Raw genomic sequence first — 20324 nt, forward strand, 5'->3', positions numbered from 1 at the left:
TTCGAGTCTCATTGCGGCACTTCCGTATGCAGTAGCCCCGTTACCCGATTGTTATGCGACCTCTCCTCGCATGGCGGCGTGTCTCTTTTGGTAAGTTGCCGAAGTCGGTCGAGCCCTCACACCCTTGATCGCCCGGCCCTGAATCCCCCCAATGCAATGCCATCCTTAGGAGAACCATGAACCGTACCCTCAAGCGGGTGCTGGGGCTGACCGGAAGCGTCATGCTCGGCCTCGCCGGAGCGGTCACCTTCGCCTCTGCGGCGCAGGCGCACCACGTCACCTACTCGGGCGTTCCCGAATGCACCGACGACGGCTGGATCGTCAAGTGGGAGGCCACCGACTGGGAGGGCAAGCCCGCCGAGGTCGGCAAAGGCTACGTCGTCGACTATGTCGCCAACGGCGAGCTGACCGGTGACCTCGCCGTGCCGGACGCCGAGCTGCCCGAGTTCGGCTCGTCGACGCCGCTGACCGGCACCCAGGTGCTGAGCCTCGACGACGAGACCGCCACGCTCAGCCTGAACGGGCGCTGGGACAACGGTCAGACCAACCAGGGCACGCCGGTCACCGTCTCGCAGCCCGAGGGCGGCTGCGAAGGCGAGCCGGCCGACCCCGAGCCCGTGACCGCGGTCGGCAGCGAGGTCGACTGCGTGGGCATCTGGGTCTGGGCCGAAAACCAGAACCCCGAGGCGCTCGAAGAGTTCACCTTCGTCTCCAGCGACGGCGAAGAGGTCTCCGGCACCCCTGAGGTCGGCGACATCTTCAGCCACTACTTCCTTCTGGACGAAGCCACTGACGCCTTGTCCGTCGAGGTCTACGCCGGCGAGGAACTGCTCGACACCATCGAGTGGACCAGCAACGAGCTGTGCAGCTACGTCTCGGTCGAAGCCGACTGCGAGGGCCTGATCTTCACGCTGACCGTGCCTGCGGACGGCGAGGCGGCCACCTTCGAGCTCTGGACCAGCCTCAGCGAGGAGCCGATCACCGTCGAGCTCGCCCCGGGCGAGTCGGAGACCCACACCTTCAAGGCCGAGGGCGACGAGGAACTCTGGGTCGACTACTACATCGAGACCCAGAAGGACGCCACCTACGGCGGCGTCCAGTGGATCCCGTGCGACGAGGAGACCCCCTCGCCGAGCGAGACCCCGTCCGCTCAGCCGCAGCTGCCCACCACCGGTAGCTCGATGACGATCATGATCGGCTCGGCCGCCGCGCTCATCGTGGCCGCCGCCGCCATCTTCCTGATCATGCGCCGCCGCCGCGCCGCGCAGGACTGGTAGATCGGCATGCCGGGTCCGAACCCCTTGCGGGACAAGGACTCCTAGCTGAGTAGAGGAAGGGCCGCACAGTGCGAACTGTGCGGCCCTTTCCCTTGCCCGCTAAGCGATCCCGCCCAGCCGCAGCAGCGCCGTGGTCGCGGCGGCCGCGACGACGACGACGAGGATCGGGGCTTTACGCCAGGCCAGGAGCCCGCCGACGAGGACGCCGGCCGGGAGGGCCCAGCCCGCGAAGCCGCCGTCGGCGAACAGCGCGCCGGTGATCACGAGCGCCGCGAGCACCACGATGGCCCCGCGCTTCATCAGCGTCTCCGTCCGCTCGGAGACGTCGATGCGGCTGCGCATCAGCGGACCGGCGAGGCGGACCAGGAAGACGCCCGCGGCCAGGGCGAGTACGGCGGTCATGGTCATGCCGCGTCCTCCTTCGGCTTGCGGCGCGGCCAGGTCGCGAGGAGCCCGGCGAGCGCCAGCAGGACCGGGATGCCCGTGGGCAGGAACGGCGCCGTGGCGGCGGCGATCGCCGCGCCCACCAGGGCCGCCAGGAGCGTGTCGCGGTCCTTCAGCGCGGGCATCACCAGCGCCAGCAGGAGCGCCGGGAAGGCCGCGTCGAGGCCGAACACGTTCGGGTCGGGGATGAACCCGCCCGCGAGGACGCCGATCACGGTGCCGACGTTCCAGGCGACGAACATGATCGTCGTGGTGATCCAGTACGCGGCCTTCGCACGCCGCCGGTCGTCGCCCGCCGCCAGCGCGAACGCGGTCGACTGGTCGATGAGCGTGAACGTGCCGAGGACGCGCGTCCACCACTTGTCCCAGTAGAGGTTGCCGACGGCCAGTCCGTAGGGGATGTGCCGCAGGTGCACGAGCACCCCGGCCGCGAGCCCGGCGAGGACGCCGCCTCCGGCCATGACGACGGCGAGCATCGCGAACTGGGAGGTGGCCGCGTACGTCAGGAAGGACATGGCGACCGGGATCCACCAGGGCAGCCCGGCCGAGGTGGCCAGGGCGCCGAAGGAGACGCCGACTATGCAGATGCCGATCGACATCGCGGACGCGTCGCGGTAGAGGTCCCGATCGCGTTCGGGAAGGAAGCGGGGAGGCACCGGGCGAGTATCCCTCGCGGCTCCTGTGGTGAACAAACGTTCAAGGGGCGCGACCGGTGCATCACACCGGTCGCGCCCCTTGCGCGCTAATCCCTTAGACCTCGTAGTACAGGTCGAACTCGTGCGGCGTCGGGCGCAGGCGGATCGGGTCGATCTCGTTCTCGCGCTTGTACTGGATCCACGTCTCGACGAGGTCGGGCGTGAACACGCCGCCCTCGGTGAGGAAGTCGTGGTCCGCCTCGAGGTGGTTCAGGACTTCGTCGAGCGAGCCGGGGACCTGGGCGATGTCGCCGTACTCCTCCGGGCCGAGCTCGTACAGGTCCTTGTCGACCGGCGCCGGCGGCTCGATCTTGTTCTTGATGCCGTCCAGGCCCGCCATGAGCATGGCCGAGAAGGCCAGGTACGGGTTGCTCGACGGGTCCGGCACGCGGAACTCGACGCGCTTGGCCTTCGCGTTCGAGCCGGTCACCGGGATGCGGGTGCACGCGGAGCGGTTGCGCTGCGAGTAGACCAGGTTCACCGGGGCCTCGAAGCCCGGCACCAGGCGGCGGTAGGAGTTCACCGACGGGTTGGTGAAGGCCAGCAGGCTCGGGGCGTGCTTGAGCAGGCCGCCGATGTAGTGGCGGGCGGTGTCCGAGAGGCCGGCGTAACCGGTCTCGTCGTAGAACAGCGGCTCGCCGTTCGCCCACAGCGACTGGTGGGTGTGCATGCCCGAGCCGTTGTCGCCGAACAGCGGCTTCGGCATGAAGGTCACGGTCTTGCCGGCCTGGGTGGCGGTGTTCTTGATGATGTACTTGAACTTCTGGACGTCGTCGCCGGAGTGCAGCAGCGTGTCGAAGCGGTAGTTGATCTCCGACTGTCCCGCGGTGCCGACCTCGTGGTGGGCGCGCTCGATGGTGAGGCCGCCGTCGATGAGGTTGGTGACCATGCGGTCGCGCAGGTCCGCGAAGTGGTCGACCGGGCCGACTGGGAAGTACCCGCCCTTGTGGCGCGGCTTGTAGCCGAGGTTGCCGCCCGGCTCGTCGGCGCCGGTGTTCCACGCGCCCTCGATCGAGTCGATCTCGTAGAACGCCTGGTTCGCGGTCTGGTCGAAGCGGATCGAGTCGAAGATGTAGAACTCGGCCTCGGCTCCGAAGTACGCGGTGTCGGCGATGCCGGAGCCGGCCAGGTACTGCTCGGCCTTCTTCGCGACGTTGCGCGGGTCGCGGCTGTAGGCCTCGCGGGTGAACGGGTCGTGGACGAAGAAGTTCAGGGCGAGCGTCTTCTGCTCGCGGAAGGGGTCGACGAACGCGGTCGCGACGTCGGGCAGCAGCAGCATGTCCGATTCGTGGATCTCTTGGAATCCGCGGATCGAGGAGCCGTCGAACGCGAGGCCCTCCTCGAGGAGGTCGTTGTCGAAGGACTCGGCCGGGATGTTGAAGTGCTGCATGACGCCGGGCAGGTCGCAGAACCGGACGTCGATGAACTTCACGTCGTTGTCGCGGACGTAGCCGAGGAGCTCTTCAGGGCTGGAGAACACGAAGGTATTCCTCTCGGTAGGTGAGTGCCGGAGGACCCGTACTGCAGCCCTCTGGTCAAGTCAGGCCGACCTCGCTGTCGACACCTAAGCTTATTAGCCGAAACGCTAGCCCCGGTCAATTGCCCCACCGTAAATCAAATGTTTCATGCGTGTTACTTGCATTGTTCAGGTCTGTTCCACATTGATCGAAACCACTGCTCAGGACGGTGCACACGCCGCCAATCGGGCTCACCCGTAGACTCGTTCCATGACCAGCGAACGCGGTGCGAACACCCCCGAAACCACCGGCTCCGGCCAAGATCTGGCAGCGCTGGGCTCGCGCTTCGTCGCGCTGCTCATCGACTGGACCGCCTGCCTGGTCTTCTCCTACCTCCTCGAATTCGCCACCGGTTTCGAACTCGTGGTCGCCGGAGCGAACCTCGTCACCTCGGTCCTGTTCGCGGTCTACTACACGCTCGCGCTGGCCGCCGGCAGCCAGACCCTCGGCATGGCGCTCATGCGGATCGCCTGCGTCTCGTCCGACCACGGCGGCAGGATCGGCTTCGTCCGCGCGCTGGTGCGGGCCGTGCTGCTCTCGCTCCTGCTCCCGGCCCTGACCGCGCTGGCCCACCCGTACCACCGCGGACTCCACGACCTGGCGGCCGGCTCGGTGATGCTGAAAGTCCGCTAGCTGCGCTGCAGCCAGCGGACGAGGACCGGCGACGGCACCGGGAACGCGCCTTCGCGCCGCGCCCGCATCGCGACCTCCTGGTCCGAGGACACGACGACGACGGGCCGGCCCTCGGGCTCGACCCGGGCGAGCTCGACCACCACGTCGTCGGCGATCTGGTCCTTGGCGCTGAACAGGACCCGCACGCCGCGGGCGCTCGGCTTGGCGCCGAAGATCGCGTCCGCCCCGTCGAAGACCACCGTGATCTCCGCGTTCGTCTGCGCCGCGACGGTGCCCAGTCCCTGCACGAGCCGGTTGCGCTGCTGCTCGAGCGTCAGTGTCTCGCCCCAGGCTGAGATCGTCACGTTGTAGCCGTCGACGATGAGGTGCGGGTTCGGCAGCGACAGGAGATGGTCGAGGCGCTGCGGGTCGGTCTGCTCCAGGCCCCGTGAACCCTCGGCGGTGCGCTGCTCGGGTTCGGCGCAGAGCTCGTCGGAGATGTAGTCGGCGGGACGGTCGGGGACCGGTTCGAGCCCGAGCTCGCGGCGCAGGCCCGTGGTCGTCCCCGAGAGGGTCTCCATGAGCAGCCACAACCGCGAGGAGGCGAGCCGCTCGTGCTCCCGGTCGGCCTTGCGGATCCGATCGAGCTGCTCCTTCAGCGACTCCACTTCGGATTCGAGGCGGCGGCGCTCGGAACGCCGCTCCGCGTCGAGGTGCTTGAGACGGCCGCGTTCGGCGGCGAGGTCACCGGCCGCTTTCGCGGCCCGCTCCTCGATCTCCTTGAGTTCGCGGCGGGCGCGGCGCACGTCCTCTTGCAGGACCGTGGCGGCCGAGCGCTGCTCGGCGAGGGCCGCGCGGAGCTTTCCGTTCTCTTTCTCCAACGCCGCCAACCGCTTCAGGCCGGCCTCGTCGGGCGCTTCCGCGGCCGGGGCCTCGGCGGGCTCGGGGATCGCCTGCACCGCGGTGGCGATGAGCTCGCGCCAGCCCTCGGGCCGCAGCAGATAGGCGAGCGCGGCGACCTCGGCCGGGTCGGCCATCGGCGAGACCTCGCCGCCGGTGGCGATCGCCTCGATGAGGGGCGAGTCGGTCGCGGTGAGCACCTCGGCGAGGCCCTCGCGGAACGCGGCGTCGGAGGCGAGCGCGACCGCGAGCTCCGATTTCGCGAGCTTCGCGCGCTTGACCGGGCTGAACTTGAGGAAGCGGCGCAGCCGAGCCGGGACCTTCCCCTGCCCGAGCCCCGGCATGGCGACCGCGGCGATCTCGACGGCCCTGCGCCGCACCGGCTCTGAGAGGAACACGGCCGGGACGCCGTCGGCGTTCGCCGCGCCGTCCCCGGCCGGACCCGGTTCGGCGGGGTCCTCTTCGGAGGGTCCTTCTGCGGTGCCGCCGTCCCCGGCAGCGCCGGGTTCAGGGCCTTCGTCGCCGCTTGCCTGGCCGCTCAACATAGGCACCAGTGTGCCACCGTGGTCACAGACCGAAACTGCCGACCGCAGGTGTTCCACCGCCGGTCATCGCGGATCCCCGCGCACGACCGGGCCCGCGTGTCAGACTGGTCGGATCATGAAGGGGGTCATGATGAGCCGGACGCTGCTGGTGACCAACGACTTCCCGCCCCGCCGGGGCGGCATACAGACCTTTGTGCACGGCATGGCCTTGCGCTTGCCCTCCGATGACCTGGTGGTCTACACCTCTACCTCGCCCGACTGGGCCGCGTTCGACGCCGCCCAGCCCTTCACCGTGGTCCGCGACCGCTCCGCGATGCTGCTGCCCACCCCGAGGGTCGCCCGCGCCGTCACCGACCTCGCCCGCGAGCACCGCTGCGACCGCGTCTGGTTCGGCGCCGCCGCCCCCCTCGGCCTGCTCGCCGCGGGCCTGAAGCACGACACCGGCATCGAACGCGCGATCGCCCTCACCCACGGCCACGAGGTCGGCTGGGCGATGATGCCGGGCACGCGCAGCGCCCTGCAGCGCATCGCCGGATCGCTCGACGTCATGACCTACCTGGGGGATTACACGCACCGGCGCATCGCACCGGTCGCCGGGCACCTGACCCGGCTGGAGCAGTTGACGTTCGGCATCGACGCCGAGACCTTCCACCCCGGCGTCGACGGCGCGCCGGTGCGCGAACGCCACGGCCTCGCGGGCCTGCCGGTCATCGTGTGCGTCTCGCGCCTGGTGCCCCGCAAGGGCCAGGACATGCTCATCGCGGCCCTGCCGCACGTGAGAGAGCAGGTGGGCGGGGACGTGCGGCTCCTCATCGTCGGCCAGGGCCCCTATGAGGCGCGGCTGCGCGCCATGGCACGCGAGCACGGGGTCGAGAAGCAGGTCGTCTTCACCGGCGGCGTCCCCGAATCCGAGCTGGCCGCGCACTTCGCGGCCGGGGACGTCTTCGCCATGCCGTGCCGGACCCGGCGCCGCGGTCTCGACGTGGAAGGACTCGGCGCGGTGTTCCTCGAGGCGGCCGCCACCGGGCTGCCGGTGATCGCCGGCGATTCGGGCGGGGCGCCGGACACGGTGCTGCACGACCGGTCCGGCTGGGTGGTCGACGGCCGCGACCTCGGCGAACTCACCTTCCGGCTCACGCAGGTCCTCGCCGACCCCGCGCTGGCGCGCAAGTTCGGCGAGGCCGGTCGCGAATGGGCCCTGAGCGAATGGACCTGGGACCGCCAGGCCGGCAGGCTCGAGGGCATGCTCTACGGCGAGACGGTCTGAACGGCGCGGGCCGAAGGCGTCGGCGATCCGCCGACGCGAGATAGGGCATGGCCCTTCCAACCCGCGTCCGCCTCCGACCAACCGAAAAGGACCACCCGCTCGCGAGGGTCCGGCAGTCCGGTGTCTTCGCTGGTCAAGGACCGGTTCAGCCGGAGGGACCGCTCCGAGCGGAACTCGACGCGGGCGCGGGTGCCCGCGCCGGTTAGAACTTCGGCTGGTCGGGGGCTTCCAGGAGGCCGAGTTTCAGGGCGGTCATGAGGGCCTGGGCGCGGTTGCCGGCGCCGAGCTTCTCGTAGAGCTTCGAGATGTGCGTCTTCGCCGTCGACTCCGACACGTACAGCTGCTTCGCGATGCCGGCCACCGAGAGGCCGTCCGCGAGGAGCTTCAGCACCTGGGACTCGCGCGGCGAGAGCTGCGGGCCGGTCGGCGTCAGGCGCCGCTGCATCGCCTCGGCCAGGTCCGCGGCGCTGAACGCCGTCGGGTTCGCCGCCGCGTGCCGCGCCGCCGAGACCACGTCGTTCGCCGGGGCCGACTTCGGAACGAACGCCGAAGCGCCCGCGTCCAGGGCGCCGAACAGCTGGTCGTCGCCCGCGTACATCGTCAGCACCACGATCCCCATGTTCGGGTGGGCCTTGCGGAGCTTGCGCGTCGCGTCCAGCCCCGAGCCGTCGGGCAGGCGCAGGTCCATGATCACGACCGACGGCATGAGCGAAGCCGCGTGGCGCAGCGCGTCCGCGGCCGTGTCGGCCTCGCCGACCACCTCGAACTCGGGGTCGCGGTCGAAGGCATGCCGGAGACCCTTGCGGATCAGGTCGTGGTCGTCGACGATGAGCACGGTCGTCTGACCGGTCGTCTCCTGGGCCTCAGCGTTCATGTCGTCTCTCTCCTCGTTGGCTGCCACGGCCGCTCAAGGCGCAGCTTGCAAGCCTTAAATTCTTCTCGCGGCCGGGCCGTCGTGCCGGCTGTTCAGTTCTCGATGTGCGGTCGGCGGCCGCCCAGGCCGCCGATCCCGGGCGGGGGGTCTCCGCCCGCGGCGTCGGCCGTGCCCCCGCGTTGAGCACCACCGCCACCGTCGTCCCGTGCGGCTGGTGCGGGCGGATCTCCAGTGACCCGCGGATCCGCTCGGCCCGCTCGCTCATGATCGCCAGCCCGTAGCGTCCCTCCGGGGCCTCGCCTGAGAGGCCCTGGCCGTCATCGGTCACCTCGATGCGCGTGTAAGGCGGGTCCACCTCGCACGTCACCCACAGATTCTCGGCCCGGGCATGCTTGCGGGCATTGGTGATCGCCTCCTGTGCGATCCTCAGCAGCTCCGCTTCGGTACTGGCGGGGAGCCTCGCCCCGCCCTCGTCGAGCGACAAATGCACCCTGAGGCCGGCGGAAGCGCCCACAGTACGAGCATAGTCCGCAATCGCCGAGGCCAGCCCGCCCTGACGGTCGACGTTCGAGCGGAGCTCGAACAGAGAGAACCGCAGCTCGGTCACGAGCCGCGTCACCTCGGAGCGCAGGTCCTCCAGCTCGCCCTTCGCCTCGTCGGCCTCGGGCGGCAGGATCGCCATGGCGTTGTCGATGCCGTAGCCGAGCATCGCCAGCTCCTGGGCGATGCCGTCGTGGATCTCGCGGGCGAGGCGCTGGCGTTCCTCTGTGGTCGCCATGGACCGCACGTCCTCGAACAGGAGCGCGGTCTCGAGCCGGAGCGCGGCGCCCTTGGTGCGGTCCTCGGCGGCGGTGATGGCCTCGGGGCCGAACGCGGCCGGGTCGTCGGATTCGATCGCGACGAGGCCGACGGTACGGCCCTCGGCGACGAGGGGGATGACGAGGGAGGCGACGGGTCCTTGGGTGGAGCGCGAGAGCGGGACCTGCCCGGCCTGCGGTTTCTGCCCGGCCCAGGCGTCGGCCAGGAGCGAGTTCATCTGGGGGGAGGTCTCCCAGTCGACGCGTTCGTCGGCGTGCTGGGCGAGCACGACCAGGCGCCGCCCGGAGGCCGCGGAGAGCACGGCGGCGCGGGCGACTCCCGGTATGCGCGAAGCGGTGTCGACGATCTCGGTCGCGATCCCGCCCGGGTCCAGTGTGGATCCGGGGAGTTGGCGGGCGACGACGCGCAATTGGGTGAGCAGCGCGGCCGCTTCCGCGTACGGCAATTGCGAGTGGTGCAGGTCCGAGGACCGGGAGCGGCGCAGCCACCAGGCGCCGACGGCCGAGGCGAGCCCGAAGGCGAGCGCCACGGCCACGGTGGTCACGTAAGTACCGCGGTCGTACGCGGACACGCGCGGGGCCTGCGCGATGAGGCCGACCGCGGCGACGGCCACGAGCACGGGCGGCACCCAGGAGCGCAGCCGCGAGTAGCGGCCCTCGTCCTGCTCGGCGGCGTCGAACGCGGCGGTCGCGAAGGGCGCGATCAGGTAGGGGAGCATCCAGGCGGGGAGGCCGTCGGTGGCGAGGGTGCCGAGGACGACGACGACGACCTCGGCGAGCTGCCCGGCGGGTGCCAGGAGCCGGTGCCGGGGAAGGACCACGCCGGGGAGCGCCGCGAGGGCGAGGATGCCGCACCAGGTCGCGGCGTCGGCGAGCCCTTCCGAGGCCCAACCGAAGACCGCGACCAGCGCGAACAGCACGCCTCGCAGCGCGACGGCGGGCAGTCGCCACTGGCGCTCCAGCACCGCCTCATCGCCCATGCGGGCACCTCGCTTACTCGTTTCGTCGCGCCTTCGCCGTGTCGTAGAGCGCGTTGATCTCGCTTGAGTATTTTTCCATGACAACGTGCCGTTTGACCTTGACTGAGGGGGTGATCTCCCCGGCATCCTCGGACAACTCAACAGGAATGACCCGGAACTGCTTGATCTGCTCGGCGCGGGAGACCGTCAGGTTGGCCTCGTCGACCTTCTCCTGGAGCTCGGCGAGGAGCTCGGGGTCCTCGGTGAGGTCCTCGATCGGGGTCTTCGGGTCCTTGCCGTGGCGGGAGAGCCAGTCGGGGAGCATGTCGCCGTCGACCGAGATGAGGCAGCCGATGTACGGGCGGCCCTCGCCGACGACCATGGCGTAGGCGATGAGCGGGTGGGCGTCGAGGATCTTCTCGAGCGGCCCGGGGGCGACGTTCTTGCCGCCCGCGGTGACGATGATGTCCTTCTTGCGGCCGGTGATGGTGACGTACCCGTCGTCGTCGATCTCGGCGATGTCGCCGGTGGAGAACCAGCCGTCGGCGTCGAGGACCTCGGCGGTGGCGGCGTCGTTGTTCCAGTACCCGGGGAAGACCTGCGGGCCCTTGGCCAGGAGTTCGCCGTCGTCGGCGACGCGCAGGGCGGTGCCCGGGGTCGGGCGGCCGATGGAGCCGACCTTGATGGCGGTCTCGAGGTTGAGCGAGAGCACCGGGGAGGTCTCGGTGAGGCCGTAGCCCTCGTAGATGGTGACGCCCGCGCCGCGGAAGAAGTGGCCCAGTTCGGGGCCGAGGGCCGCGCCGCCGGAGACCGCGGAGTTGCACTCGCCGCCGATCGCGGCTCGGATCTTGGAGTAGACGAGCACGTCCCACAGCTTGTGGCGGAGCTTGAGGCCGAGGCCGGGCCCGCCGGGCTTGTCGAGCGCGCGGCTGTACTCCTTGGCGCAGACCGTGGCCTTCTCGAACAGGTGGCCCTTGCCGCCGTCGACGGCCTTCTGGTACGCGCCGGCGTAGACCTTCTCGAACACGCGGGGGATCGCCAGCAGCGTGGTCGGCTTGACCACGGGCATGACGGCGGTGAGCTTGGTGCGGTCGGCGTGGGCGATGGTCGTGCGCGACTCCATGCCGGCGAGCTGCAGGATGCGCGCGAGCACGTGCGCGAGAGAGAGGAACAGCAGCATGCGGGCGCCGTCGTAGAGGACGCCGGGTACCTCGGGGATGACGTTGCGGATGTCGGCCAAGAGGTTCCGGTGCGTGAGCATGCAGCCCTTGGGGCGGCCGGTGGTGCCGGAGGTGTAGACGATCGTGGCGAGGTCGTCGGCCTTGCGGGAGGTGCGGCGCTCCTCGATGTCGATGTCGGCGCCCGCCCCCAGTTCGTCGAGGGACACGATCGCGCCCTTGTCGCCGTCGATGGTCCACACGTGCTTGACCTGGGTGCCCAGGCCTTCGACCATCGCGGTCATCTCGGCGTCCTCGACGATCACCGCGACGGCGCCGGAGTCCTCGAGGATGAACTTCGCCTGGTCGGCCGAGGAGGTCTCGTAGATCGTCACGGTGACGGCCCCGGCGGCCCAGATCGCGTAGTCGAGCAGGGTCCACTCGTAGCGGGTGGCGGACATCAGCGCGACCCGGTCGCCGGGCTGGATCCCGGCGGCGGCCAAGCCCTTGGCCGCGGCGATGACCTGCTCGCGGAACTCGACCGAGGTGACGTCCTGCCAGGTGGCGCCGTCATCGAAGGTGCGCATGAAAAGGATGGAGGAGGGGTGGTTCTCGGCCGCGTCCCACAGCGCGGAGAGGGTGTTGTCTTCGTCGGGCACAGTCACCACGGGGGGGACGGCGAACTCGCGCATGGATAAGGCTCCGTTCAAGACGCCATGTTCACGGCTTTGTAAAGTGGCTCACAGATCATGTTACCGGTGGGTCAACTTCCGATGGAAGAGGGACTGTGAGGCAGACCATGATGCTAAGGGCAGCTTAGCGGAGCAGGGGTTCGAATGGCGAGCGACCGTTGCACGCAGTCACGCGAGAAGGTCTCTCCGCAGCCCCTCGGTGATACCTTCGCCGAGTAGGACGGAACGGCCGATTTCATCTCCAGGTCATCGCGCTGTAAAGTCCTCGGAGGCCCGCAGCGTCGCGCGGCATCCAACGCCTCAAACCGTGAACCGCTGGAGGGTACAGCAGTGAGTCTGACTATCGGTGTCGACATTGGGGGCACCAAAGTCGGCGGCGGCGTCGTCGACGAGAACGGCAACGTCCTCGCCACGACCCGGCGCCCCACCCCAGCGGAGGACACGCCCGGCGTCATCCAGGCGGTCAAAGAAGTCGTCGAAGAGCTGCGCGAAGGCCGCGAGATCGAGGCCGTCGGCATCGGCGCGGCGGGCTGGATCTCCTCCGACCGCTCCACGGTCATGCTGGCCCCCAACCTCTCCTGGCAGAACGAGCCGCTGCGCGACAAGGTCGCCGCGGCCATCGACCTCCCCGTCGTCGTCGAGAACGACGCCAACGTCGCCATCTGGGGCGAGCACAAGTACGGCGCCGCCAAGCGCCACCGCTCCTCCGTGCTCTACACGATCGGCACCGGCGTCGGCGGCGGCATCGTCGTCAAGGACAACCTCCTGCGCGGCACCAACGGCGTCGCTGCCGAGATCGGCCACACCCGCTCCGTGATGCCCGACGGCCGCCAGTGCGGCTGCGGACGCCACGGCTGCCTGGAGCAGTACGCCTCCGGCCGTGCCCTGACCCGCGCCGCCCAGGAAGGCGCCGCCGAGCACCCCGCGAAGGCCGCGATCCTCCTCAAGCTCGCCGGCGGCGACCCCGAGTCCATCACCGGACGCCAGGTCACCGAGGCCGCCCGCCAGGGCGACGAGGTCGCCTTGGGCGCTTTCGACTTCATCGGCTACTACCTCGGCAACTCCGCCGCGGACATGGTCAACCTCATCGACCCCGGCGTCATCCTCATCGCCGGCGGCGTCGTGGACGCGGGCGACCTGCTCCTCGACCCGATCCGCAGGCACTACCAGGAGGCCCTGGGCAACCGGGCCAAGGTGCCCGTCGCCGAGGTCCGCGCCGCCGAGCTCGGCTCCAAGGCCGGCGTCATCGGCGCGTCCGACCTCGCCCGCCACCGCGAGGTCGTCCCCTAGAGACACCGAACGCACGAAGGGCCGGAGTGACGACTCCGGCCCTTCGCCATGCCCCTGTCAGCACACGTTCACGGACGCGTTGCCGCTGATCGTCCAGTTGGTGTTCTCGCCGCAGGGCGACTCCCGCACCGACGTGTTGTTCACGGTCATGATCATCCAGATGTCCTTGTTGTTGGCGAACTCCGTGCGGGCCGCGAGGCGCACCTCGCCGCCGCCGTTGACGGTCCCGCCCCTGATCGACACGTTGTAGCAGTTCTCGATCAGGACCGAGTTGTTCCCGTTGCTCGCCAGGTCCACGTTCTTGATGACCACGCCGCCGGACTGCGAGACGCAGAAGATCCCGCGCCCGCCGCCTCGGGAGATCACGTTGTCGACCCAGATGTTGGTGGCGTAGCCGCCGCTCGCGGTCTTGCCGTTGGTGTTGGCCATCCGGAACGTCGCATAGCCGGTGCCGGCGCCGACGTTGTTGCCGTCGACGGTGCCGACCCAGCCGTTCCTCGAGTTCTGGATCAGCAGGCCCGACTCGCCGACGTTCCGCGCGGTCACCTTGGTGATGTTGAAACCGTCGATGTTCCAGGTCTCCACGGCATGGCTGCCGGCGCCCGACACGTAGACGTCGTTCATCGTCACGTTGTAGTTCCACGCCGCGTCGCGGTCGAAGCGGATGCCCAGGCCGCCGCTGAGGGTGAGGTCGATGTCGCCGAGCTTCAGGCCGTTGGTGCCGGAGAACCGGAGGCCGAAGTACGGGTTGCCGCTCATCTTCAGGAAGGCGATGTTGACGTCGGTGGTGTTGATCGCCTCGATCGCGCCGCGCCCGGAGCGGTTGCCCACGGTGATCATGCCGCAGCCCTCGAAGGTCTTGCCGCTCTGGATCGTGATGGTGTTCGCGCCGATGTTGCCCGAGGCCATGACGGCGACGCGCTGGCCGCTGGAGATGGTGTCGACCCCGGCCTGGACGGCGGCGCGGTAGTCGCTGCCGGAGTAGACCGTGGTCGAGCCCTCCTTGGTGACGTAGGCGCCGCTGGAGCCGGTGACCGTGGCGTGGGGCGAGTTGGCGCCGCAGGCGGTCTGGGCGACGGCGGCGCCGTCGAGGACGGGGAGGGCGACGGCGCCTGCGGCGCCCGCGATGACGGCGGCGGCGGTCGCGACGAGGACGCGGAGTCTTCGCTTGGGGGAGAGGGACATTGCTGCTCCTAGAAAGTGGTGCCGGTGAAACGATTCAATTAATACATCGACATGAATCGATTTAATGGGATCATAGCGGGCGGATGCCGATTTGGAAAGCGCTACCCCCGCCCGAATCAGGCCATTTCCGGACGACACGGCGAAGGGCGGCCGGGAACCAGGCCGCCCTTCGCGATCACTCTGCTACTCGCGCTTGTAACCCACCACGAGCTCACCGGCGAGCTGCTCGCAGAACAGGCCGATGTCGGTGATGACGCCGATCGCCTGGGCCGAGCCCCGGTCGGCGAGCTTGGTGACCGTGGCGGGGTTGATGTCCACGCTCACCAGCGGGACCTTCGCGGGCAGGATGTTGCCGGTCGCGATCGAGTGCAGCATGGTCGCGACCATGATCGCGAAGCCCACGCCCGGGAGCGCGGCGCGCATGGCGCGCTGGCCCTCGATGACGTCGGTGTACACGTCGGGCAGCGGGCCGTCGTCGCGCACGGACCCGACGAGCACGAAGTCCTTCTTGTTCTTGACCATCGCGTGCATGATGCCGCCCTTGAGGACGCCCTGTTCGACGGCCTCGGCGATGGACCCGCAGGTGCGGATCTTGTTGATGGCGCGGATGTGGTGCTCGTGGCCGTGGGGCACGCCGTGGCCCTTGTCGAGGTCGACGCCGAGCGAGGTGCCGAACAGGTTCGACTCGATGTCGTGCGCGGCGAGGGCGTTCCCGGCGAAGATGACGTCCGCGTAGCCCTCGTTGATGAGCGCCTCCAGGGCCTGCCCGGCCCCGGTGTGGACGATGGCGGGCCCGCCGACCCACAGGATCTTCTCGCCGCGGGCCTTGACCTCGCGCATGCGCTCGGCGATCTGGCGGACCTGGAGCGCTTGGGGCCGTTCGGAGGAGACGCCGCCGCTCATGAACTCGAAGTTCGAGGACTCGGGGCTCTTGCGCTCGGGCTCGGGCAGCGGGAGGACCTTGACGCCCTCGCCGCCGCAGACGACCAGCTCGCCCGCCTTGACGTCGGACACCGGGAGGGTCCAGGCGGAGGCGCGGTCCTCGCTGACGATGATGCCGCAGTCCATCTCGGAGTTCTGGACGTCCATCCAGGCGCCGTTGAGGCGGATCTGGGTGTCGAAGTTGGTGGTGGAGTAGAAGTCCTCGGGGAAGACGCCGTCGCGCGGGGCCGGTTTGAGGGTGGCGACGCCGGGGTCCTGCGGGTTGGCGCCGTGGGTCTGGAGGCGCATGACGATGCGTTCGAGCAGCTCGGGGGTCTCGGCGGAGACGGTGAGCTGGACGTAGGACTCGTCGGTGTGGTGGCGTCCCACGTCGAAGCGGTCGATCGTGTAGGCCCCCGAGTATTCGAGGACGTCGTCCATGACGCGGGCGAAGACGCCCTGGTCGATGAGGTGTCCGCGCAGCTCGACGGTCTTTGCGTGTTCCACGTTTGGTGCTCCTGTTGCTTCCCGGCCTCGGTGGCGTCCCGTCGGCCCGCGCTGCGGTCCGGCGACGCCGAGACGAGCCTAGCTCTCGGGACCGGAGCGCAGTGGCGGACTCCGCCGTGCGGGGGACGAGTGGTCAGGTGGTGGCGACGGGCGGCGGGGCGGCGGCCGCCTTGGCCGCGTCGATCTCCGCGGTGCTGGGCCAGTTGCGGGTCACCAGGAACTGGATGAGGAAGCCGACGAGTCCCCAGGCGCCCACCACATACGGCACGGGCACCCCGAACTGGACGACCAGGCCGACCCCGGCGATGGCGGCGCCCTGGCACAGCTGCAGCCCGGAGTTGACGGCGGAGACCACGCGGCCGCGCCAGCCGTCGGGGATGCACTGCGCGAGGGTCGCGTTCATGGGCGCCATGATCATGTTGGCGACGCCCGCGCCGACGGCGATGAGCAGGACGCCGGCGAGCGGCGGGTCGAGCAGCGCGGCCGTCAGCACCACGGGGCCGATGAACGCGAGCGGCCGGATGAGCCTGTCGCGCACCGAAGGCCGTACGAAACGCGTGAAGAGCAGGGTCGCGACGACCGCGGCGGCGGCGTCGACGGCCATGATCATGCCCTGCGTCTTGGAGTCGCCGCCCAGGTGCGCCGACCACAGGACCGCGACGCCTTCGGGGACGGCGGAGAGCGCGAACAGGCCCCAGATCCCGAAGGACACGGTGCGCAGGACCTTGTTGTCGCGCAGCATCCTGATGCCGTCGCCGGTCTCGGTGAGCACGTGGCGGCGCTCGTCGCGCTTGTTCACCGAGGGCCGGTGCCGCACCAGGCCGGTGATCGCGACGGCGCTGAACGCGAACAGGGCCGCGTTGATCGCGAGGGCCGTGTGCGGGTCGAGCGCCGAGAGCAGGCCCCCGGCCAGGTAGCCGATGATCTGCGCGACGGCGGCGGCGCTGAAGGTGAGCGCGATCGCGACCGAGAGGCGGTCGCCGGTGAGGATCTGGGCGAGGGTGGCGACGCGGGCGGCGTTGTACGCGGGCTGGACGGCGGCCACGGCGAAGACCACCGCGATCATCGCCCACACCGGCAGGTCCGGGATGAGCAGCAGCGCGATGAGGCAGGCGCGCAGCAGGTCGCACACGATCATGACGCTGCGGTAGGCGTATCGGTCCACAATGGCGCCGAGAACTTGGGCCAGACCCAGGTAAGGCGCGAAGCTGATGGCGAAGGAGGCGGCGGCGAGCGCCTCGGACCCGGTGCTGTTCAAGACGAGGAACGTGACCGCCACGCGGTTGAGCATCGCGCCGGCGTTCGAGATGCAGAACGCGAGGAGGAAGCCGGCGGCCTCCTTGTTGCCGAAGACCTCCGAGAAGTTCGGCTTGCGGTCGGCCTCAGTCGCGTCGTCGGCGGGCTCGGCGGGAGCCGGTGGGGGGTTCTGGTTCGACACAGGGCCTTCCTCGTTCTCGGCTCCGCGAGCGTCCGCCTTGGGTGCCGACCGGCATCGTTGCAGGTGACCACCGCGGGGTCGGGTAGGGCGCCGCCGACGTCGAGCACGGGCGTGGCCGCATCGGCGCAGGGGGTTTGCCGAGGATGCGATACCGGAAGGGCGGTAAGTGACAATCCTCCGCGATTGCCGCAAGTGTCACCAGTCTGCCCGTGGCGTTAGTGGTTGTCAAGCGTCCCACTGTGTTCAAAGTGTAAAAACCAGGACGGAGCCGGTGGGTCCGTTGCGATCGCACAAAAGTACGCCTCACGTATCAAGAACACTGCGGCGGCCTCGGTCGTATAACGGTGAAGCCGAGGGGTACGGCCGGTCTCGGGACGACCGCGCGCCCTTGTCAGATCAACCGGCGCTGACGGTATCCTCCAATACGCCTTGTAGGAACCGTCTAAGGAGTCGAGCGATGACCGCCAGCGCCGAATGGATCGCCCGCGACGCCTCCGCCGTGTGGCACCCCTTCACTCAGCACGCCGCCTGGACCGAAGACCGGCCCGTCGTCGTGGACCGCGCCGAAGGCCCCTGGCTCATCGACGTCGACGGCCGCCGCCTCCTCGACGGCGTCTCCTCACTGTGGACCACCACGCTCGGGCACGGCCACCCCGACATCAACGCCGCCATCGCCGCGCAGCTCGCCAAGCTCGACCACTCCACGTTCCTCGGCACCACCCACACCCCGGGCATCGAACTCTCCGAAGCGCTCATCGCCTTGGCGCCCAAGGGCGACGGACCCAAGCTGACGAAGGTCTTCTACGCCGGGGACGGCTCCTCCGCGGTCGAGGCCGCCCTCAAGATCGCCTACCAGTACTCGACCCAGACCGGCCAATCCCGACCCACGTTCGTGCGCCTGAACCACGCCTACCACGGCGACACCCTCGGCGCAGTCGCCGTCGGCGGCCACGACCTGTTCCACCAGGCGTACAAGCCGCTGCTGCTGGAGACGATCGGCGTCAGCTCGCCAGGCGACCGGGCCCTCGGCGAGGACCGCAACGCGATCGCCATCGCCGAGCTGGGATCGGTGATGCGCCGTGCGGGCGAACAGGTCTGCGCGATCATCGTCGAACCGATGATCCAGGGCGCGGCGGGCATGCTCGACTACAACGCCTCGTTCCTGCGCGCCGCCCGCGAACTCGCCGACGCCTACGGCGCGCTCCTCATCTTCGACGAGGTCGCGACCGGCTTCGGCCGCACCGGGAAGATGTGGGCCGCCGAGCACGCCGGCGTCGTCCCCGACCTCCTCACCTGCGGGAAAGGCATCACCGGCGGGTACCTGCCGCTGTCGGCCGTGCTCGCCGCCGAGCACGTCTACGAGGCCTTCCTGACCCGGCCCGGCGACACGACGCCGCGCACGTTCTTCCACGGCCACACCTACACCGCGAACCCACTGTGCTGCGCCGCCGCACTGGCGAACCTGCGGGTGATGGGGGAGCAGGACGTGATCGGCCAGGCCGCCCGCCTGGGCGAACGGCTCGCGAAGCTCCTGGAACCGGTGGGCGCCAAGGAAGGCGTCGTCGAGATCCGCCAGCTCGGCACGATGATCGGCGTCGAGGTGGCGCCGCGCGGCGACCGCACGGGCTTCGCGGTCTGCCAGGCCGCGCGCGAGCGCGGCGTGTGGCTGCGACCGCTGGGCGACACGGTCGTGCTGATGCCCCCGCTGACCCTCGGCGACGACGAGACCGACCTCCTCGTGAACGCCCTCGCCGAGGCGGTCGACGAGGTCACCGCATGAGCACAGGGCAAGGCGCGCAACCGATCCGCCGGTCCCGCGACGCTGAAACGGAGGCGGCCGCCACGGCGAAGCGTGCGCCCGATGGCGAAGCGCCGGAGCCAGGCCTCGCCGGCGATGCGGTGTCCGACTCCGGCCGCACCGTGTCGGATCCCGATGCCGCCGCCATCTGGAACCGGTTGGCGCGCAAAGCGGACCTCCGCGCCAAGGCCGGACTCACCCGCACCGCCCGACCCCGTTCCACCGCGATCGACCTGGCCGGGAACGACTACCTCGGGCTCTCCCGCCACCCCGGCGTCCTGACCGCCGCCGCTGCCGCGCTCGCCGAGCACGGGCTCGGCGCCGGCGGCTCGCGCCTCGTGCGCGGCACCACCGGCCTCCACGAGGCCTTCGAAGCGGACTTCGCCCGCCACACCGGCACCGAGACCGCGGTCCTGTACTCCTCGGGCTACCTCGCCAACCTCGGCGCGGTGGCCGCGCTGGCCGGACCGGTCCTGCTCGACGCCCACGCCCACGCGTCCCTGCACGACGCGGCCCGCCTCTCGGGAGGCCGTTCGGACACATTCGCGCACAACGACCTCGAGGACCTCGAACACCGGCTCCGGACGCTGCGGCCCGCGCTCGTCGCCGTCGAGTCGGTCTACTCGGTCCTGGGCGACGCGGCCCCGCTCCGCGAACTCCACGCTCTCACGAGCGCCCACGGCGCGCTGCTCCTCGTCGACGAGGCCCACGCCATCGGCACGATCGGCCCGCAAGGCGCGGGCGGCGTCGCCGCCGCCGGTCTCGCGGGCGATCCCGGCATCGTCCTCACCGCGACGCTCTCGAAGGCCCTCGGTGCGGCGGGCGGTGTGATCGCCGGTCCGGCCGTGCTGCGCCGCCACCTGCACGACACCGGTCGCACCTTCATCTACGACACCGCGCCGCCGCCCGCGGTCATCGCCGGGGCGGGCGCCGCCCTCGCGATCGCGCGCGAATCCGACAGCGCCCGAACCGAACTCGTCCGCCGCGCCGCCCGCGCCGCGAAGCTGCTCGACGCCCCGATCCCGGCTGCCGGAGTGCTCTCGCCGCCGGCGGGCGACGCCCGCGCCGCCGCGGCCTGGGCCGAACGCTGTGCGGCCGAAGGCATCGCGGTCGGCTGCTTCCGCCCGCCGTCGACACCGGACCACCGGTCGCGGCTGCGGATCACCGTGAACACCGGCGTCCCGGCGGCCGACTTCGAGCGGGCGCTCGACGTCATCGAAGCGACGCGACCGGCCCCCGAGGTCGGGTGAGTCGCCATCGGACGCCCCCGATCACAAGGGTGCCCGGCGGGTCCGACATCGCCGGCGCGAGGCCGCGCCCGAGGTCGGGTGTGTCGGTTCGCAGAACCCCCCGACTCAATGATGGCCAGGGGTGCCGACAATCCGGTTGCCGCGCCTCGCGCCTCGCGCCTCGCGCCTCGCGCCTCGC

The 20324-nt window shown here is 70.2% G+C and carries 16 protein-coding genes; 6 read left to right on the forward strand and 10 right to left on the reverse strand.

What is annotated here, in order from left to right; all coding sequences use genetic code 11:
• Nucleotides 1-176 precede the first annotated feature (176 nt).
• Entirely contained in the window at nucleotides 177-1277 is a 1101-nt protein-coding gene (locus ACFO8M_RS21795; RefSeq protein WP_387979518.1) for an LPXTG cell wall anchor domain-containing protein, read from the forward strand.
• Nucleotides 1278-1376: 99 nt separating this feature from the next.
• Here the strand turns inward: ACFO8M_RS21795 and ACFO8M_RS21800 are convergent, their stop codons facing one another.
• The 3 genes from ACFO8M_RS21800 to glnA form a co-directional block, all read right to left on the reverse strand.
• A complete protein-coding gene (locus tag ACFO8M_RS21800; RefSeq protein WP_387979521.1) occupies nucleotides 1377-1685 on the reverse strand; it encodes an AzlD domain-containing protein in 309 nt (102 codons plus the stop codon).
• Complete coding sequence (locus ACFO8M_RS21805; protein ID WP_387979524.1) at nucleotides 1682-2377, reverse strand: AzlC family ABC transporter permease; 696 nt, start codon at nucleotides 2375-2377, stop codon at nucleotides 1682-1684. Before ACFO8M_RS21805 ends, ACFO8M_RS21800 begins: the two co-directional genes overlap by 4 nt.
• Nucleotides 2378-2471: 94 nt before the next feature.
• Nucleotides 2472-3896: a type I glutamate--ammonia ligase gene (gene glnA, locus ACFO8M_RS21810; protein WP_387979527.1), complete on the reverse strand. Its 1425-nt coding sequence runs from the start codon at nucleotides 3894-3896 to the stop codon at nucleotides 2472-2474.
• Nucleotides 3897-4143: 247 nt separating this feature from the next.
• Here glnA and ACFO8M_RS21815 point away from each other — a divergent pair, with 247 nt between their 5' ends.
• The gene (locus ACFO8M_RS21815; protein WP_387979530.1) at nucleotides 4144-4566 is read left to right on the forward strand and encodes an RDD family protein; all 423 of its coding nucleotides are present in this window, start codon (nucleotides 4144-4146) and stop codon (nucleotides 4564-4566) included.
• On the opposite strand, the gene ACFO8M_RS21820 is transcribed toward ACFO8M_RS21815, so the two are convergent.
• Complete coding sequence (locus ACFO8M_RS21820) at nucleotides 4563-5990, reverse strand: NYN domain-containing protein (RefSeq protein WP_387979533.1); 1428 nt, start codon at nucleotides 5988-5990, stop codon at nucleotides 4563-4565. The two genes, ACFO8M_RS21815 and ACFO8M_RS21820, sit on opposite strands and share 4 nt — an antisense overlap.
• Before the next feature lie 130 nt (nucleotides 5991-6120).
• Here ACFO8M_RS21820 and ACFO8M_RS21825 point away from each other — a divergent pair, with 130 nt between their 5' ends.
• Nucleotides 6121-7257 (forward strand): glycosyltransferase family 4 protein, encoded by a 1137-nt coding sequence (locus tag ACFO8M_RS21825; protein ID WP_387979536.1) that lies wholly within the window; start codon nucleotides 6121-6123, stop codon nucleotides 7255-7257.
• 202 nt (nucleotides 7258-7459) lie between these two features.
• Here ACFO8M_RS21825 and ACFO8M_RS21830 read toward each other — a convergent pair whose 3' ends face one another.
• From ACFO8M_RS21830 to ACFO8M_RS21840, 3 genes are read right to left on the reverse strand one after another with little or no spacing between them, the layout of a single operon-like run.
• A complete protein-coding gene (locus ACFO8M_RS21830) occupies nucleotides 7460-8131 on the reverse strand; it encodes a response regulator transcription factor (protein ID WP_205324017.1) in 672 nt (223 codons plus the stop codon).
• Complete coding sequence (locus ACFO8M_RS21835; protein ID WP_387979540.1) at nucleotides 8121-9929, reverse strand: sensor histidine kinase; 1809 nt, start codon at nucleotides 9927-9929, stop codon at nucleotides 8121-8123. The genes ACFO8M_RS21830 and ACFO8M_RS21835 overlap by 11 nt, the downstream gene beginning before the upstream one ends.
• A gap of 13 nt (nucleotides 9930-9942) precedes the next feature.
• Nucleotides 9943-11757: an AMP-dependent synthetase/ligase gene (locus ACFO8M_RS21840; RefSeq protein WP_387979543.1), complete on the reverse strand. Its 1815-nt coding sequence runs from the start codon at nucleotides 11755-11757 to the stop codon at nucleotides 9943-9945.
• Nucleotides 11758-12087: 330 nt separating this feature from the next.
• Between ACFO8M_RS21840 and ACFO8M_RS21845 the strand changes: the two genes are divergently transcribed.
• Nucleotides 12088-13047, forward strand: coding sequence for an ROK family glucokinase (locus ACFO8M_RS21845; protein ID WP_387979546.1), 960 nt, complete (start codon nucleotides 12088-12090; stop codon nucleotides 13045-13047).
• A 57-nt stretch (nucleotides 13048-13104) separates the two neighbouring features.
• Here ACFO8M_RS21845 and ACFO8M_RS21850 read toward each other — a convergent pair whose 3' ends face one another.
• From ACFO8M_RS21850 to ACFO8M_RS21860, 3 genes are all read right to left on the reverse strand, one after another.
• Nucleotides 13105-14232: a hypothetical protein gene (locus ACFO8M_RS21850; RefSeq protein ID WP_387979549.1), complete on the reverse strand. Its 1128-nt coding sequence runs from the start codon at nucleotides 14230-14232 to the stop codon at nucleotides 13105-13107.
• A gap of 183 nt (nucleotides 14233-14415) precedes the next feature.
• A complete protein-coding gene (locus ACFO8M_RS21855; RefSeq protein ID WP_387979552.1) occupies nucleotides 14416-15660 on the reverse strand; it encodes an ornithine cyclodeaminase in 1245 nt (414 codons plus the stop codon).
• A gap of 133 nt (nucleotides 15661-15793) precedes the next feature.
• Entirely contained in the window at nucleotides 15794-17098 is a 1305-nt protein-coding gene (locus ACFO8M_RS21860) for an MFS transporter (RefSeq protein WP_387979554.1), read from the reverse strand.
• Between the two features lie 457 nt (nucleotides 17099-17555).
• Between ACFO8M_RS21860 and bioA the strand changes: the two genes are divergently transcribed.
• Both bioA and ACFO8M_RS21870 read left to right on the forward strand, forming a co-directional pair.
• Nucleotides 17556-18878 (forward strand): adenosylmethionine--8-amino-7-oxononanoate transaminase, encoded by a 1323-nt coding sequence (gene bioA, locus ACFO8M_RS21865; protein ID WP_387979557.1) that lies wholly within the window; start codon nucleotides 17556-17558, stop codon nucleotides 18876-18878.
• Nucleotides 18875-20146 carry an aminotransferase class I/II-fold pyridoxal phosphate-dependent enzyme gene (locus ACFO8M_RS21870; protein ID WP_387979560.1) on the forward strand — a complete coding sequence of 424 codons (1272 nt, stop codon included), beginning with the start codon at nucleotides 18875-18877 and terminating at the stop codon, nucleotides 20144-20146. The genes bioA and ACFO8M_RS21870 overlap by 4 nt, the downstream gene beginning before the upstream one ends.
• The last annotated feature ends 178 nt before the right edge of the window (nucleotides 20147-20324 follow it).

This window comes from Glycomyces rhizosphaerae (assembly GCF_042647865.1).
GTDB lineage: Bacteria > Actinomycetota > Actinomycetes > Mycobacteriales > Micromonosporaceae > Glycomyces > Glycomyces rhizosphaerae.